The organism is Sphingobacterium sp. Mn56C, from assembly GCF_049319645.1.
GTDB lineage: Bacteria > Bacteroidota > Bacteroidia > Sphingobacteriales > Sphingobacteriaceae > Sphingobacterium.
Window position 1 is genome coordinate 91,822 of the sequence record NZ_JBMOUC010000007.1, and the last position, 17,420, is coordinate 109,241.

Sequence of the window (17,420 nt, forward strand, 5' to 3'; positions counted from 1 at the left end):
AGCTTAACATTTTTTAAGAATTTGCCTTTGCGGCCATAATACCATTATACAAGGCCTCTTGTTTATGTGTACCAATAATATAAACCAACCCATCCCTATCCGTGAGCCACACCGCATCCTTACCTCCGGCATAAAAACGAATCTTTCCATTTTTATGTAAGTTGTATACTGGGTTGTTAAACACAAATTTGCTATAGTTCTTTTTTTCAACCTTAACGATAGCGTTTAAATCGATTTTCACCAAACTTGTCGTCCACAAACCACTCAAGGTTATATTATGCTGCGTGACCACTGTACGGTAATGCACCAAGTACATCATAATAACAGAGACCACGATAATACTACTCCCGACAATAAAAAACAACTGCTGCGAAGGAAAATGATCCACATTCAGATAAAAGACAATAAAACAAAATAGAGCCAATACCATACGCACGCTAATCCATGTCATATCCCTCCCTAAATACTGCCTTTCCACAAAAATTCGATCTTGATCCATATCCATTTATTTTCGAAATACTAATCTAAGGACTTTTTGCGAGTTTTCCGTTATCTTGTATGCATCACCCAACTGCAAACCTACCACCCATATAATTTCACCATCGCCATTTACCAATATGGGCGTCCTATCCTTTTCAAAGCGATTTATTTTTTTTTGAATAAACAAATCACTCACTTTTTTTTGCCCCTTCATACCCAAGGGATGGAAGGTATCCCCCAGTTTCCAATAGCGTAATCGCAGTGGAAAAATTAATTTGGAGCTATCTACCTTAACTACAGCAAGATCTTTTTCAATAGAAAGATCACTAGGCCACGAAAAAGAAAAACTATATCCTCCAAAATCTAGCCCTTTTGTATCCTCCAGAATTTCGGCCTCCGCAAGTTGTGGCAGTTCCTTCTTCCGTAAATATACGTATTCGCGATCTAGCAAAAGCTGATATTCCTCCGACTCAAAAACCCTACCCGACTCCTGTTGTTGAAGCCCCTTTACTAAATCGTGTAACACATTCTTTGCATAACCATATGGCTCAAACAATAGATATAATAAGCCCATATCCAAAAGCTGCAAATTTTCTTGTTTTATCTGCCATAATTCGGGACCTAAAGGAATAAAATATTGAGATCGTAAAGGATCCACAAAACCCTTTAACACCTGCATACTTTCTTGAAAACGTGCGATGTTCGCCTCCATTACCGAAAGGAAATTAGGATTTAGCTCTTCAAACCTGGGTATAATATCCAATCGTATTTTATTTCGTGAATACTTCGTAGAAAAATTTGAACTATCGTCACGATAAGGAATACCATAGGTCGACATTGCGGTGGAAATCTCGTCACGGCTTAGGAATAACAAAGGCCTTATTATAGCATCCCGTTTATTTAATATCCCCTGCAGGCCGAGCAATCCCGTTCCACGTGTTAAGTTCCACAGTACCGTTTCTATATGATCATTTTTATGCTGTGCAACGGCAATATAAGCACAGTTCAAGTCTTTCGCCAAGGCCTTAAACCAAGCATAACGTAACTCGCGGGCAGCGACTTGAATAGAGGTTTTATGTTCTTGCGCCCAAGTTTCGGTAGGAAAAGCCTTAACATGCAAGGGCAAACCCCATCGTTTTGTGTAGTTGCGAACCAAAGCCTCATCGGCGTCCGATTCTTCACCACGCAACTGAAAATTACAGTGCGCAACGACGACATCAAAACCACAGGCCATAAACAGCCATAACATCAACATAGAGTCCTTCCCCCCACTTACGGCCAGCAATATTTTATCTCCCTTTTCAAACAGTTGATTGTCGCTTACATAGGCTTCAAAACGCGTACGAATATCCATAGTTCAAAATTAACCATTATTATCTATTTCTTTTAAGCAGAATACCCGTTTAAAATTTTCAAATTAACATATTTTTGCCTTTTTATTCTATATTTTTGCCTTGTGAGAATCTATGCCTTTATTTTAACTTGCATCCTTGCCATCAGTCAAGCATTTGGCCAAACGCCCATTTCTACTGTTAACCCTCCGCAAGGAGGTGGAGACCGCCTTAATCTGGTGTCTTCCAGGTACTCTATTATTAAAGATCAAAATAGTATACATAGTATTGTTCCGGTATACGAGCATAAGGGCAACACCCTATCTGCAGATAGCGGCTTGCTCTATGAAGACCCGCACCGAAACCAGTTTTTCGAAGCTTTTGGCAACGTGGTTATTACCCAGCCGTCGGGTACTGTTATTTATGCAGATAGGTTACACTATGATGCTGTAGTGCAGTTGGCACGCTTGTTTGGAAATGTTAAAATGGTAGACAAAAACTCTACGTTAACCACCAATTATTTAACCTACAACCTAAAATCTAAGGTAGGTACTTATACCGGGGGGGGGCGTATTATCTCGCAGACGGATACCATAACTTCGAAAAATGCCTTTTATTTTGAAAACACCTCGGATGCTTATTTTCGTTATGATGTGGTGGTCAGAAATCCGCAAGTCCGGGTTTATACCGATAGCATGCGCTATAATTCCTTAAGCAAGCTCACCTATTTCTTTGGCCCCACAAATATTAAAGGCAATAACAAAGAAAATCTGTATACCGAAAGAGGAACGTATAATACCGCCACTGGAATTGCTAACTTCAATAAAAATAACCTCTATACCGAAGGTAGTAAATTTTTAAAGGGCGATAGTTTACACTATGATCGAGCAAGCGGTATCGGCGAAGCTTTCCGTAATGTGGTCTTTGTGGATACCCTCGATAAATTTTATGCCTATGGTGGACGTGGTTTATATAAACAAACCGAAGAGTCTATTTTAATGACCGAAAAACCGTATATCATTACCGTCGTAAAAAATGATAACGGAGCCAAAGATAGTATTGCCGTTGACAGTACGGATATAAAAAGTTCGAAGTCTAAAAAGGAGCTGAAAAAGGAACAGAAAGAGAAGGAGAAGGAGAAAATAGAGGCACAGCAAAAAGAAAATACGGAGGCCACGAAAGAAATTGTCCACGTTCAGGATGAAAAGAAAAAAAGTGCTGCAGCCTCGCAACCTGAAACTAGCGGCGAACAGGAAAAGCACCTCCTCCCTGCCGACACCTTAAAAAAACCGTTAATGGATTCGGTGTATATGACGGCGGATACGTTATACTCGCGTATGATATTACGCAAAGATTATAAACCTTTAAATCTTAATTTAAAACGAGACGGTGGAGAATTGATTACTGAGGATAACAAGGATTATGGCGACGACGAGGATGCAAATACCGATGATAATACGGCTCCTTTAGACGACTTAAGTACGGACTCCTTAACGGCTGCATCGGTAGATGCTAATCCGCTGGCTTCAAAAACGCAGGATAGTTTGCAAAAAAAGGATGCGCCAAAATCTGTAGCCCCATTAAAAGCAAATTCAAAAGCTAAACCGGCGACAGCAACGACGGCTACATCCACAGCAGCACGGATTGCGCCATCTAAAAAAAGAGACGATGGGATTAGTATAGAATCGACCCTTAAAGCTGACTCTATTCTTCGAAAAAAAGCGGTTATCCCGAAAGCAAATACTGCGGATACTTTGATTAATAAGGCCTTACTGGCCGCACAAAGTCAGGATGCAACGCCTCTCACCAATAGGGATAGCATCTCCAAGGATAGCCTAACACAGGTACCGGCAGATACGGCACGTACACGTATAGTTAAGGCATTTTATAATGTACGGTTATATAAATCGGACCTTCAGGCTGTAGCCGATTCGGTGTATTATGGCATGGCAGATTCTATGTTCCGTTTTATGGGTAGACCTATGATATGGGCACAAGGATCTCAGATATCTTCAGACACGATATTTATGCAGATTGTAAACCAACAGATCGACAATGCCTTGTTAATAAATAATGCCTTTATGGTTAATGTAGTGCAGGATACGCTGAAGTACAACCAGCTGAAGGGGCGTAAAATAACGGCATTTTTTGAAAACAATGAAATGGAGAAACTCTTCGTAGATGGTAATGCCGAAAATTTGGTATTTAGTGTTAACGATAAGACCAAGACCATTACCGAAATGTTTCACGATCGTGGCGCACGGATAAAAGTGTTTATGAAAAATAAAGAGCTTATCGACTATTATACCATACGGAAGGTAGACCAAAAAGTATATCCTTTTAAACTCGTAACGCAGGATAATGAAATTCTTCCGGGCTTTATCTGGCGCCCTCAAGATAGGCCGACCTCAAAGGAGGACCTGTTAAATCGGAAACGTGAAGGCCCTAAAACGGAAAATACAAATAGCGATAAGGCGACTAAAGGAAATGAAAAAAAATCCGATAGCGACGAAATTATAGAAAGTAATTAATCAGCAAAGAGCCTACTAAAAATTTTGTAGGCTCTTTGGTTTTTATAGCTTAATATCTTTCAAAAAATCTACCATTTTTCCGATGGCAATAGATCGGTGACTGATGGCATTTTTATCCGATGCCGACATTTCAGCAAAGGTTTTTGTAGCCCCTAAGGGAATAAAGATGGGGTCATAACCGAAGCCTTCTGTGCCCCGCTGCTCTTCGATAATCGTCCCTTCAACAGATCCTTCAAAGAAGTATTGTGCCCCATTTAGATACAGGGAAATTACGGTTTTAAACCGCGCACTGCGGTTCGCTTTCCCTGCCATACGTTGCATAACGAGGTTAATATTAGCAGCCATATCACGGCTTCCCGAATACCGGGCCGAATACACTCCCGGTTCTCCATCCAGGGCATCTATAAGCAAACCCGAATCGTCGCCAAAACAATTAATCACCTGGTAATTTTTTACCAGATAGTCGGTCTTCTGTTTTGCATTTTCATGGAATGTAACACCCGTTTCTGGAATATCTTCGTGGCAGTTTATTTCGGATAAGGATTGTAATAAAAACTTATCCCCTACCATCGCCTGCACCTCGCCCAACTTATGCGCATTGTTTGTTGCAAACACCAATTCTATCTTCATGTGTTAAAATTAACAAGGAAAAATTAAATAATAAAAAGAAGAGGAAATATAAAGGAAAAAATACCGCTATTACTGCGTATCGGCGGCGCCGATAAAACGCTTAAATTCGGCCCAGAAGAGTTTCTTTTTTTGCACATCCGCAAACATCTCTTCGAAAGAAAAGGTATTAAAGACCGTAGCAATACGGCCCTGCATATACGCGTTATGGGCAATTGCAGGAAGTTTTAGGGAAACGGGGTCTACGCCTAAAAGGGTAATTTTTTGGGGTGTAAAAAAGGACATTATCCTTTTAAAATCATTCGGGTTTTGTGGATTCGCTAAATTCACCACGGCAACATTGGATAGGGATAGCTGTAAAGCAGCTATGGTCTTGGTAAAAGCTTCCTCGGCGGCGGGAGAAAAATAAGGATAGGCAGGGTACCGTAAAATAAACAATACACCGGAGGACTTATTGCCTTGAAATACAAATTCCTCTTCGGAGGTATCAAATAAAGGGACTGCCGCTTTCTCCGGCTCTACAGCCATTTGGTTGACCTCTGTTGCTGTCGTCTCAAAACCTGTCGAAAATAGAGTTTCCGACATTAACGCTTGTAAAGCTATAGGGTCTGTAGTGATAAGCTGAGACATAACAAGGGTAAGCTATTTAGAAGTTAGCGATGTAAAGTGCCGGTCATATTTTCCCTTGACCTTACATCGCTACCGTATCGTATGAATTAGATTATTGACCTAATATCCATGCAAAAACCAAAGGTGCTACAATGGTAGCATCCGACTCGATCATAAACTTAGGCGTGTCTACGTCTAATTTACCCCAAGTAATTTTCTCATTAGGTACGGCACCTGAGTACGACCCGTAAGAGGTTGTAGAATCAGAAATCTGACAGAAATATGCCCAGAAAGGAACATCTTCCCACTCCAAATCCTGATACATCATAGGTACAACACAGATTGGAAAATCTCCTGAGATACCGCCAGCAATCTGGAAGAATCCTACACCTTTACCGCCAGAGTTTGCACGGTACCATTCGGTTAGGTAGATCATATATTCAATACCTGATTTTACCGTAGAAGCTTTTAGTTTTCCTTTGATAACGTTTGAAGCGAAGATATTTCCTGTTGTAGAATCTTCCCATCCTGGACATACAATAGGTAGGTTTTTCTCTGCTGCTGCAACAATCCAGGAGTTTTTAGGATCGATCTCGTAGTATTGTTCCAACACCCCAGAGTTTACAACTTGGTATAGGAATTCATGGGGTAAGTAACGCTCACCTTTCGCTTCGGCAGCATGCCATACATCTTCTAAATGTTGCTGTAAACGACGGAAAGCCTCCTCTTCAGGGATACAGGTGTCTGTAACGCGGTTGAAATGCTGATCCAACAATTCACGCTCTTGTTCAGGGGTTAAATCACGGTAGTTAGGCACACGCTTGTAGTGCGAGTGTGCTACCAAGTTCATAACATCCTCTTCCAAGTTGGCTCCTGTACAAGAAATAATATGTACTTTATCTTGACGGATCATCTCGGCAAGAGATAAACCTAATTCTGCCGTTGACATTGCACCACCTAACGAGATTAACATTTTCCCGCCTTCTAATAGGTGTGCTTCATAACCTTTTGCCGCATCTACTAATGCTGCAGCATTAAAGTGACGGTAATTGTGTTCAATAAATTGACTAATTGGACCTTTTTGTGTACTCATCTTTTTTTATGTTTTAACAAGTACCGCAAAGGTATGGAATATATCCCAAAGGCACAGCCTCGAAACCGAATTACTTCCGCTTCAGTAGACGCGAAAAAATCTGATAAAATACAAAAAGGATAAGCAGTAAAATAAAGAGTATAATAATCTCGGCCTTACCGATTCCCCAACTCATCGAATGCATAGCGGTTTTATTTAGTAATAAAAAAAATATTCTTGCATATGCTGTTTGAGCACAACATACGTTGTTTCTTCTTTTAACCAAAATAACGAATGAAATTTCAGTTTATCAACAAATCAACGAAAGAAATACAAATACCCTTAAAAAGACATTCGTTTATTAGAAAGAATCTAAATAAATAACATAAAAATTATAATATTCATAAACAATTAATGATTTTATTTATATATTAGCAATCTCATTTATTCTATAGTAAAATATTCATAACACAATGCAGCAAGAAGGACTTTACAACCCGGAATTTGAACATGACGCATGCGGCGTTGGATTTGTAGCACATATAAAAGGGCAAAAGTCGCACGCGCAGGTGAAGGATGCTTTAACCATGTTGGAAAATATGGAACATCGCGGCGCCTGTGGCAGTGACCCTGAAAGTGGAGATGGTGCCGGCATCTTGATCCAGTTGCCTCATGAATTCCTTTGGGAAGAGTGTATTAACTTAGGTATCCAATTACAGGAACCGGGATATTATGGCGTCGGGATGGTATTCCTACCCAAAGAGAAAGACGTAAATGCCCTCTGCCGACAGGTAATCCAAGAGGCAGCCGCAGAACGTCAAATGGATTTTCTGGGCTTCCGCCTTGTACCGGTCAATAAAGAAGGTATCGGGCCAACCGCCTTAAGCGCAGAACCGGAAATCGTGCAGTTCTTCGTTTCTAGACCGGATGGGGTTAACAACACAGAAGATTTTGAACGGAAATTATATGTCTTAAGAAGACTTATTATCCAAAAAATCAAAAACCATCAAAGTTACCCGCTCCCCCTATATATCGCTTCTCTTTCTTGCAAAACCATTATTTATAAAGGCCAGTTAACCACCTATCAAGTAGGCACATATTTTAAAGATTTACGCGATACTAGGGTAGTATCGGCATTTGGATTGGTTCACTCCCGTTTTTCGACCAATACGTTTCCATCCTGGTCGCTGGCACAGCCTTTCCGCTTAATCGCACATAATGGCGAAATAAATACCTTAACAGGAAATTTAAACTGGTTTTATGCGGGTGTACGTTCTTTATCCTCACCCTACTTTACAGCCGAAGAGATGGAAATTCTTCTACCTGTCGTAGACCGCGGCCAATCCGATTCGGCCTGCTTAGATAATGTGGTGGAGCTTCTTTTACATTCCGGTCGTAGCTTGCCGCACGTGATGCTGATGCTGGTACCTGAAGCTTGGGACGGCAATACACAGATGGATCCCTTAAAACGGGCTTTCTATGAATACCATGCCACCTTAATGGAGCCTTGGGATGGGCCTGCGGCTTTATGTTTTACCGATGGTAAAATGATTGGCGCAACTTTAGACCGCAACGGACTTCGCCCGTTACGTTTCGCCGTAACTTCCGACAACCGTGTTATTGTAGCCTCGGAGGCTGGAGCATTACCGATCGACGAGTCTATCATTATCAAAAAAGGGCGTCAGCAACCGGGAAAAATCTTCGTTGTCGATATGGAAGAAGGTATTATCCGTACGGATGAGGAGGTGAAAGGCCAGCTGGTAAACCAGCAGCCATATGGCGAATGGTTAAACAACTATAAAATTAAACTTGAAGAATTAGCTGACCCTCGGGTTACTTTTACTTACCTTTCTAAAGAGTCTGTATTTAAATATCAGCAATCTTTTGGTTACTCCCGAGAGGATATTGAAACGATATTAACGCCAATGGCGCTTACGGGTTATGAACCGATAGGCTCGATGGGTACGGATGTGCCGCTAGCGGTGCTCTCCGATCAACCGCAGCATTTGTCGAGTTATTTTAAACAGTTTTTTGCTCAGGTAACAAACCCGCCGATAGACCCTATACGGGAGCGTCTGGTGATGAGCCTGGCAACTTTTATCGGAAATGCAGGCAATATTCTTATCGAAGATAAAAAGTTCTGCCACTGTGTTACCTTAGAGCACCCTATATTAACATCCAGCGAACTTGAAAAGTTGCGCTCCATTGATACGGGGGTATTTCAAGCAAAAACATTGCAGAGTTATTTCCGTGCCGACGGTACTGCGGGTGCGTTGGAGGCCGGCTTAGAGCGTTTATGCCGCTATGCCGATGATGCGGTAAGGGATGGCTTTGAGGTTATTATTCTCTCGGATCGCGCGATTGACTCGCAGCACGCTGCTATACCTTCTATTTTAGCGGTCTCTGCGGTCCATCACCACTTGATAAAAACCGGAAACCGCGGCGCTGTAGGTCTTGTTGTGGAAGCGGGCGATGCCTGGGAGGTTCATCACTTTGCTTGCTTACTGGCATTCGGTGCTACGGCAATAAACCCGTATATGGCCTTGGCCAGTATCCGAACTTTACGCGAACAGGGGCAGCTGGATACGCAATTGTCTTGGGATCAGTTGAAGAAAAACTATGTTAAAGCGGTGTGCAATGGTTTGTTAAAGATCTTCTCTAAAATGGGAATCTCGACTTTACAGTCGTACCACGGGGCACAGATTTTTGAAGTATTGGGCATCGACAAGTCTGTGGTGGATAGATATTTCTGTGGTGCCGTATCACGCATCGGCGGACTGACACTTGATGATATTGCCAAAGAGGCGCTTGCCAAACATCACCGCGGTTTCGACCAGGGCCGGAATCAAACTGAACTTTTACCTGAGGGCGGTATCTACCAATGGAAAAGACGGGGCGAGGGGCATTTATGGAACCCACAAACCGTGCACTTACTGCAGCAGGCTTGCCGCACAGGGGATTATTCTACCTATAAGAAATATGCCGCACATATCAACAACCAACAGGAGCATATGTTTACGCTTCGTGGATTGTTGGACTTTGCGAAGCACCGTACGGCAATCCCTATTGAGGAGGTGGAGCCGGCAAAAGATATCTTGAAACGTTTTGCTACTGGAGCGATGTCATTTGGCTCGATATCGCATGAAGCGCATAGCACTTTGGCCATCGCCATGAATCGTATTGGTGGAAAATCCAACACGGGTGAGGGCGGCGAAGATGAGCTACGCTATCAGAAGTTACCGAATGGCGACTCCATGCGGTCGGCAATTAAACAGGTAGCATCGGCTCGCTTTGGGGTTACGTCGAATTACCTTACGCAAGCTGACGAGCTACAGATTAAAATGGCACAGGGGGCAAAACCGGGTGAAGGTGGACAGCTTCCTGGAGACAAGGTTGACTCGTGGATTGCTAAGGTGCGCCATGCGACACCTGGGGTGGGGTTAATATCGCCACCGCCACACCACGATATTTATTCTATTGAGGATTTAGCACAGCTTATATTTGATCTTAAAAACGCTAACCGCCATGCTCGTATCAATGTTAAACTGGTATCTAAAGCGGGCGTAGGAACAATAGCTGCCGGCGTTGCCAAAGCTCATGCTGACGTTATTCTGATTGCTGGTTATGATGGTGGAACCGGAGCATCACCGATTAGCTCTATAAAACATGCGGGCTTACCTTGGGAACTGGGCTTAGCGGAGGCTCACCAAACTTTAGTGAAAAATAAACTCCGTAGCCGGGTGGTATTACAGGCCGACGGACAGATGAAAACGGGGCGCGACTTGGTTATTGCTACGCTATTGGGTGCAGAAGAATGGGGGGTAGCAACGGCTGCTTTGGTCGCTGGCGGATGTATTATGATGCGTAAATGTCATTTAAATACCTGCCCGGTTGGCGTGGCAACGCAGGACCCGGAGCTGCGTAAGCTTTTCTCTGGCAAGCCTGATGATGTTGTCAACTTATTTAAATTCCTTGCCGAAGAGATGCGTGAAATTATGGCACAACTTGGGTTCCGTAGCATCAATGAGATGGTAGGTAAGGCACAGTTTCTGAAGAAAAGGGAGCATATAAACCATTGGAAAGCTGAGAAAATTGATTTTACAGATATTCTGTATGTCCCAAGAAATGATGTAGGTCAAAGTTTACACAATACCGAAGAGCAAGACCATGGCATGAGCATGATTCTGGATTGGGGCTTGCTGAAACAAGCGAAGGCTGCCTTGGATAGTAAAACACCGGTATTTGGAACATTTAAAGTAAAAAATACCGACCGAACTATCGGCACCTTATTGTCGAACGAGATATCCAAGATTTATGGCGCAGAGGGGCTGCCCGACAATACGATTAACTTTAAATTCGAAGGCTCTGCAGGGCAATCTTTTGGTGCCTTTAATACCAAGGGTATATCGTTTGAGCTTGAGGGTGAAGCGAATGACTATGTTGGAAAAGGTCTTTCTGGCGCTCAGCTGGCTATTTACCCGGTGAAATATAGCCCTTTGGTACCGCAGGATAATATTATTATCGGTAATGTGGCACTGTATGGTGCAACATCGGGGCACCTCTTTATCAATGGTATGGCAGGCGAACGTTTTGCTGTCCGCAACTCGGGCGCTACCGCTGTTGTAGAAGGTGTGGGCGACCACGGTTGTGAGTATATGACCGGCGGACGAGCGCTAATTCTTGGCGAAACAGGACGCAACTTTGCTGCCGGAATGAGTGGTGGTATTGCGTGGATTTACGACATTAAAGGTACGTTCCGCGAAAACTGTAACCATGAAATGGTAGACCTTGATCCGCTGGAAGCTGAGGATGAAACTGCAATTATCGGCTTATTGAAACGCCATATCTTGCTGACCAACAGCGAACGTGCAGACTTTATTTTAAAGAACTGGGCAGCAGAAAAAAGTCGTTTTATCAAAGTATTTCCGCGGGAGTACAAAAATGTGTTAACAAAAAAATTGGCCTTAGCCTAATTATTGGAGGAAATAATATCATGGGAAAAGCAACAGGATTCTTAGAATTTGACAGATCACTTCCTCAGAAAGATTCTGTAGAAAACAGGAAACAGAATTATCAGGAATTTGTACAGCCTTTTAGCGACACACAGCTAAACAACCAGGCTGCACGCTGCATGAACTGCGGTATACCCTTTTGTCATTCGGGATGCCCACTGGGGAATGTAATACCTGAATTTAATGATGCGGTATACGATGGTAAATGGGAAGACGCATACCATATTTTAACATCAACAAATAACTTTCCGGAGTTTACCGGTAGAATTTGTCCTGCACCATGCGAGTCGGCCTGTGTGTTAGGTATCAATAAAAGCCCGGTCGCTATCGAGGAAATTGAAAAACATATCATCGAGATAGCGTATAAAAAGGGCTATGTAAAACCGAATAAAAGCTACCTTAAAACCGGAAAAAAAGTGGCCGTGGTGGGCTCTGGCCCTGCAGGCTTAGCCACTGCAGCACAACTTAATAAAGCGGGGCACGATGTGGTGGTGTATGAACGCGACGATAAGGTGGGTGGATTGCTACGCTACGGCATTCCAGATTTTAAATTGGATAAATCCGTTATCGACCGCCGGGTTGAGGTTATGAAAGAATCGGGCATTGAATTTCGCACCAACGCCGAAGTTGGTGTTAACGTTCCGGCCACTGAGCTGCATCAATACGACGCTATTGTGCTTTCAGGTGGGTCTACCATACCGCGAAACCTTAATATTCCGGGACGCGACCTGAAGGGGGTACATTACGCTATGGAGTTTTTAAAACAACAGAATAAACGTGTCGGCAATGTAGCCATTGAGGTCGACGAAATACATGCTGCCGGCAAAAATGTGCTGGTAATCGGGGGCGGTGATACGGGCTCCGACTGTGTCGGTACTTCCAACAGGCATGGTGCCCGCTCGGTGACGCAATTTGAGCTTATGCCACAACCGCCGCAAACGCGTACTGCAGCCATGCCGTGGCCTACTTACCCTATGCTGCTAAAAACGACGACCTCCCACGAGGAGGGATGTACCCGCCATTGGAGCATTAGCACCAAGGAGTTTTTAGGCGATGAAAATGGCAACCTTAGGGCGGCATTGGTCGTAGACCTGGAATGGGAGACCGATAACCTTGGTCGGCCGACCAGCTTTAAGGAGGTGGAAGGATCGGAACGCGAAATCCCATGTGAGCTCGTTACGCTCGCGATGGGCTTCTTACACCCGCAGCACCAGAATCTTTTGCAGCAGCTGGCTGTAGACTTGGATGAAAGAGGAAATGTTAAAGCCGCTGAAGGATCCTATAAAACATCGGTAAACAATATCTTTACCGCCGGCGATATGCGTCGCGGACAGTCGTTAGTGGTATGGGCGATATCCGAGGGGCGCGAATGCGCGCGCAAGGTGGATGAGTTTCTTATGGGAACCTCTGATCTGGAAAGTAAGGATGCTATTTACGCTTACGCTTAATTACTAATCATCAATTTATATTTTTACAACCTGGCAGCCCTGAATGGGGCTGCTGGGGTTGTTATAAAAAACCTGCAACAACAAAATATAGACTACATAAAACAGATGTATGTCAAAATTTAATTCTACAATACATATAAAACCTAATAATATATTCTACTAAACAGTTATTTTCTTACTTTTGTACCCAGATTGGGTTTCCATATATAAAAGATTTAGAACTTTACTTGTGTACAATACTTTAACACAATTTTTCGGGAAGGAATTTAGCCGAGATGCGTTACGCAATATTATTGCGATTATCCTACCTGCAGTTCTATTATTTTATGTCATCAATTTAAATTTTGCGATAGCCTTTGCGGTAGGCACGATCCTTTCTTCGTTAACGGATCTGCCTGGCAACAGGCTAGACAAACGCCAAACTGCAGCTTATTGTATTCCACTATTCTTTGTTGCGGCACTCGTAACTGCCATCAGCATACAATATCATAGCCCACTTATCCTGTTAATCCTGGCTTTTGCGGGCTTCGCCTGCTCCATGCTCCTTGCATTAGGGCCTCGTGTTGGTGCGGTAGGAAACCTTACTATGATTGTTGTAAGTTTTACAATTGGCCTTAAACCGCAACATATCCTGGAGTTTACGTTAGCACTTACGCTAGGAACAATCTGGTTTTTTATCGTTAGCCTTATCCAAAGCCAGTTGACGCCTTATCGCTCCTTAAAATATGCCTTAAATGATGGTTTTTTAACCATGTCCGGACTGTTGGAGCTTAAAATAAAGTGTTATGATGATAATACCCCGTTAGATCAGGCGTATAAGGCATTAACCTTGGTACATATCCGCATCAGTGATCAGCTGGAATCTGTTCGCTCGCTACTGCTGCGTGAAACCGAATTAATAGCTTCCGAAAGTGCGGAGAAAACCGTCTGGTTAAATAAGGTGTACCGCTTAATAGACCTTTACGAGCTCTTGACTGCTGTTGATAATGATTATGATACCATACGCGAAAAACTGGCCGACACGCAGTCGTTGCCTTTAATTCGTGCTATCCTGCACTGCTTGGCGCAGGAGGTGGCAACCCTTGCCGATGACCAGGAGCATAGGGTTGGTATAGATACGCTGCAACGCACTACCGTAAATTCTGTACTGCAACAGCTGATATTTATCCAAAAACAGCAAGCGGAGGATGTTGCACAGATTCTGCAATCTGTTGTAGACCATGTTAATCATATCTTAGAAATTATTGATGGCGTAAAGGGTGTACATGTTGTTGCAGACCATACTTGGATTGATAGCAATGCGTATAAGCATTTTATTCCCGCACAGCATACCTTCAACACCATAAGGAAGCAACTGAATTTTAAATCGCCTATATTCCGGTATAGTTTACGTATGGCCTTATTATTAGCGCTTGGTGGTTTAATTGGTGTGCTTGCCCCGGAATATAAATTCTCGTCTTGGACGATACTTACTATTATCTTAGTGGCAAGGCCGAGTTATGCCATTACACAAAAACGTAATTACGAACGTATTGTAGGATCGCTAATTGGCTTAATCCTAAGCATTGTAATTACCTATGTATGTATTAAAAACACGCCTTTGTTACTGGTTATTGCGGCGCTGTCGTTGTATGGTTTTTTCTTATTTAATAAACCGAGCTACTTAATCAGTGTCGTTTTTATTACGCTATGCATTATGCTATGTCTTAATATTTACGAAGGTAACCTATGGGATCTTTTAGGTAGTAGAATTGCGTTTACGCTTTTGGGTTCTGTATTAGCTTTACTGGGTTGTTTTATTGTTCCGGTAAACCAACATAAAACTGTTGGTAGCTTAACGGAGGTATTGATAAGCCACTATGAGCAGTATTTTAATAAGGTAAATGCTAAACTCCAAGGCGAAAAAATTGATGCCCTGGAATTGAGGCTGGCACGTAAGAATGCACAAAACTCCTTAGCAAAATTTTACGACACCATCAGTCAGGTGCAAAACGAACCTCAGAACCGTAAGAAAGATTGGCGGCAAATCAGTGAGTTTCAAACGCTAGCATACCGTATCCATGCGCTATTGGTCGGACTATCGGTTAGCTTAAGTAAAACGTCGCCTGTGGAGCAGGATTATACCAGCAACCAAAGACTGCTGCGTATACAAGCGTTAATTGCGGATTTAAACTATATATCGCAAAAAAAGTTGCTCTTATCGTAAGCGTTTTTTAAAAATCATTTTTCTGTAAATTTATTCGCTAATATCTTTTAGCAAAAGTGCCTTTTATCTTATACTTTGGACTTGCCGGGTATAGGAGTCAACGGTCTATTCTGCTTTAGTATGCATGCAATACGCATCGCATGTTTTTTAGTATGCCACAAGCCCTCTTTTAGGCGGTACTCAGTATATAACCAAGTCAGTGTATTGTAAAGCAGACAATTGCTCTTATTATAGCTTGCAATTCTTTTTCCGGGTTTGCAATTGGATAAGGTATATTTCCTATTTTCAGCCTGCTAATACCTTTATTGAAGCATGCTATCTACGGATAAAACAATAAGATTTTGATATTCTCGAATTATCTATATTCAAAATAGCCTACTATTCCGGTATATTATTATTTTTGTACAACCTTTATAACGTTTTCCGTATGTTTGCACCTATTAAGAATTAATCTAAAGTAGAAGTTGGCTGAACTATTCATTCATATACTTGTACCTGTAGCCATATTTGGCTTTATCGCGCTATTCACACTTTTTGCAGTTTATGCGGAGCGTAAAATTGCTGGTTTTGTACAAGACCGATTGGGCCCTATGGAGACCGGGAAATATGGCCTGCTGCAAACATTTGCCGATATATTAAAATTACTACAAAAAGAACTTATTACCCCCAAAGCTGCAGACCGTATTTTATTTGCCTTAGCGCCTATTGTTATCTTTACGGCGGTATTTATTGGTTTCTCTGTGATACCTTGGGGGCCGGATTTTCTTCCGGCAAATACGCATACGGGTTTATTCTTTATGATGGCGGTGGTGTCTATTGATGCCTTAGGTATTTTAATGGCCGGTTGGGGCTCCAACAATAAGTATTCTTTGTTGGGGGCGATACGTGCTATTGCGCAAATGGTATCGTATGAAATCCCGGTAGGCTTGTCGCTCATCGCGGCAGTGATGATTACACAGACGCTAAACCTCAATGATATTGCCTTTAACCAGGGGATATGGGCCAAAGAGCCTGTTTTTTTCCTCGGGATTTTTGAAGTTACGGATATTGGTGGACTCCTGGCCTGGAATATTTTCCAGGCGCCGCACCTTCTTATTGTTTATATTATCTTTTTTATCGCCTCTTTGGCGGAATGTAACCGGGCTCCTTTTGATATTCCGGAGGCGGAAAGTGAGCTTATCGGTGGTTTCCATACGGAGTATGGTGGAATACATTTTGCCTTTATTTTTCTCGCCGAATATGCTATGATGTTTTTAGTCGCAATTTTGGGGGTAACCATATTTCTGGGTGGTTGGAATACCATTCTTCCTAATATTGGACCACTACGACTTGCCGATTGGACAACAGGGTTATATTGGGGTATTTTCTGGACTTTAGCCAAATCGTTAACCATCGTGGGTATTCAGATGTGGATCCGCTGGACTTTACCAAGATTCCGTGCGGACCAGTTGATGAACCTTTGTTGGAAAATAATGATTCCTGCAGCCTTTTTATTGATGGCAATATCTGGGCTATGGCGTATTTTAGTAATGGTATAACGTGATTCTTAAAACAACGATACAGGGATTTACCACTGCGGTCAAAGGCTTACTGCTTACAGTGAGGCATCTTTTTGGTGCCCGTAAATCCAGAAATATAGTAGATATCCGCGATGCGAACTATTTTGATCAGCAGGATGGGGTTACTACGGTGCAGTTTCCGAAACAGAAAATGCCTATCCCTGAGTTGGCGCGTTACCAGCTTCAGGTGGATATCGACGATTGTATTGTATGTGATCTCTGTGCTAAGGCTTGCCCTGTAGATTGCATTACGATTGAATCGATTAAGTCGCCGGAAGCGATAGGGAAAACTTCCGACGGATCGGTAAAACGTTTGTATGCTGCACAGTTTGATATTGACATGGCAAAATGTATGTACTGCGGACTGTGTACGGTGGTGTGCCCAACGGAATGTATTACCATGACGAACCAATACGACCGCAGCAGCACCAAATTAACGGATTTGATTTACGACTTTGCCGAAATGACGGATGCCGAAATTGCGCAACGTAAAGCGGAATGGACACGGTTTCAAGCTGACAAGGAGGCGGCAAAGAAAAAATAAT

11 protein-coding genes are annotated in these 17,420 nt (G+C 42.7%); 6 read left to right on the top strand and 5 right to left on the bottom strand.

Annotated features, from left to right (window positions below; genetic code table 11):
* Positions 1 to 13: 13 nt before the first annotated feature.
* Positions 14 to 499: a hypothetical protein gene (locus tag ACL9RF_RS15345; RefSeq protein WP_422801517.1), complete on the bottom strand. Its 486-nt coding sequence runs from the start codon at positions 497 to 499 to the stop codon at positions 14 to 16.
* A 6-nt stretch (positions 500 to 505) separates the two neighbouring features.
* Positions 506 to 1,834 carry a tRNA lysidine(34) synthetase TilS gene (gene tilS / locus ACL9RF_RS15350; RefSeq protein WP_422801518.1) on the bottom strand — a complete coding sequence of 443 codons (1,329 nt, stop codon included), beginning with the start codon at positions 1,832 to 1,834 and terminating at the stop codon, positions 506 to 508.
* A 102-nt stretch (positions 1,835 to 1,936) separates the two neighbouring features.
* Between tilS and ACL9RF_RS15355 the strand changes: the two genes are divergently transcribed.
* Entirely contained in the window at positions 1,937 to 4,342 is a 2,406-nt protein-coding gene (locus ACL9RF_RS15355; RefSeq protein WP_422801519.1) for an OstA-like protein, read from the top strand.
* Between the two features lie 42 nt (positions 4,343 to 4,384).
* On the opposite strand, the gene rdgB is transcribed toward ACL9RF_RS15355, so the two are convergent.
* The 3 genes from rdgB to ACL9RF_RS15370 all read right to left on the bottom strand — a co-directional run bounded on the left by rdgB (position 4,385) and on the right by ACL9RF_RS15370 (position 6,671).
* The gene (rdgB, locus tag ACL9RF_RS15360; protein ID WP_422801520.1) at positions 4,385 to 4,972 is read right to left on the bottom strand and encodes an RdgB/HAM1 family non-canonical purine NTP pyrophosphatase; all 588 of its coding nucleotides are present in this window, start codon (positions 4,970 to 4,972) and stop codon (positions 4,385 to 4,387) included.
* A gap of 69 nt (positions 4,973 to 5,041) precedes the next feature.
* Positions 5,042 to 5,599 carry a hypothetical protein gene (locus tag ACL9RF_RS15365; RefSeq protein WP_422801521.1) on the bottom strand — a complete coding sequence of 186 codons (558 nt, stop codon included), beginning with the start codon at positions 5,597 to 5,599 and terminating at the stop codon, positions 5,042 to 5,044.
* A 91-nt stretch (positions 5,600 to 5,690) separates the two neighbouring features.
* Positions 5,691 to 6,671 (bottom strand): deoxyhypusine synthase family protein, encoded by a 981-nt coding sequence (locus tag ACL9RF_RS15370; RefSeq protein ID WP_422801522.1) that lies wholly within the window; start codon positions 6,669 to 6,671, stop codon positions 5,691 to 5,693.
* Positions 6,672 to 7,123: 452 nt separating this feature from the next.
* Between ACL9RF_RS15370 and gltB the strand changes: the two genes are divergently transcribed.
* The 5 genes from gltB (at position 7,124) to ACL9RF_RS15395 (ending at position 17,419) form a co-directional block, all read left to right on the top strand.
* Positions 7,124 to 11,623 carry a glutamate synthase large subunit gene (gene gltB, locus ACL9RF_RS15375; RefSeq protein WP_422801523.1) on the top strand — a complete coding sequence of 1,500 codons (4,500 nt, stop codon included), beginning with the start codon at positions 7,124 to 7,126 and terminating at the stop codon, positions 11,621 to 11,623.
* A 20-nt stretch (positions 11,624 to 11,643) separates the two neighbouring features.
* The gene (locus ACL9RF_RS15380; RefSeq protein ID WP_422801524.1) at positions 11,644 to 13,110 is read left to right on the top strand and encodes a glutamate synthase subunit beta; all 1,467 of its coding nucleotides are present in this window, start codon (positions 11,644 to 11,646) and stop codon (positions 13,108 to 13,110) included.
* Between the two features lie 229 nt (positions 13,111 to 13,339).
* Positions 13,340 to 15,316, top strand: coding sequence for an FUSC family membrane protein (locus tag ACL9RF_RS15385; RefSeq protein WP_422801525.1), 1,977 nt, complete (start codon positions 13,340 to 13,342; stop codon positions 15,314 to 15,316).
* Positions 15,317 to 15,780: 464 nt separating this feature from the next.
* A complete protein-coding gene (locus tag ACL9RF_RS15390; RefSeq protein WP_422801526.1) occupies positions 15,781 to 16,854 on the top strand; it encodes a complex I subunit 1/NuoH family protein in 1,074 nt (357 codons plus the stop codon).
* A gap of 4 nt (positions 16,855 to 16,858) precedes the next feature.
* Positions 16,859 to 17,419 carry a 4Fe-4S binding protein gene (locus ACL9RF_RS15395; RefSeq protein ID WP_422801611.1) on the top strand — a complete coding sequence of 187 codons (561 nt, stop codon included), beginning with the start codon at positions 16,859 to 16,861 and terminating at the stop codon, positions 17,417 to 17,419.
* The last annotated feature ends 1 nt before the right edge of the window (position 17,420 follow it).